The organism is Alcanivorax profundi (assembly GCF_003597125.1).
GTDB classification, from domain to species: domain Bacteria; phylum Pseudomonadota; class Gammaproteobacteria; order Pseudomonadales; family Alcanivoracaceae; genus Alcanivorax; species Alcanivorax profundi.
On record NZ_QYYA01000111.1, the window covers coordinates 1 to 454 of the forward strand.

Here is a 454-nt window from a genome sequence, read left to right on the forward strand (position 1 = left end):
CAGCAAAAAGATTAGAGTGGCCATCACTCACGGAGATACCAACGGTATCGGATACGAACTCATTTTTAAAGCATTCAGTGAGCCAGAGATGTTGGAGTATTGTACCCCTATCATCTACGGTTCGCCTAAAGTGGCAGCTTATTACCGCAAGGCGATGAATCTGCCTGCCCAGTTCTCCATCATCCAGAAAGCAGAAGATGCTGAAGACGGAAGAATCAACCTCCTGCCAGCCGTAGACGAGGAGGTAAAGGTTGACATGGGCATGCCTACTCAGGAATCGGGTACGGCAGCCATCAAGGCACTTGACCGAGCCATGACCGACTACCGCGACGAGCTCTTCGACGTGCTCGTTACCGCACCGGTAAACAACCAGAACGCACAATTTGAGGGCTTCCAGTTCAAGGGCCACAAGGAATACATTGAAACTTGCCTGGGCGAAGGTGCCAAGGGCCTT

At 51.5% G+C, this 454-nt stretch carries 1 protein-coding gene; it reads left to right on the forward strand.

From position 1 onward, the window contains the following. Positions 1–16 precede the first annotated feature (16 nt). Positions 17–454: 4-hydroxythreonine-4-phosphate dehydrogenase PdxA (locus D4A39_RS19185; RefSeq protein ID WP_199699497.1), on the forward strand; the 438-nt coding region annotated here is incomplete at its 3' end.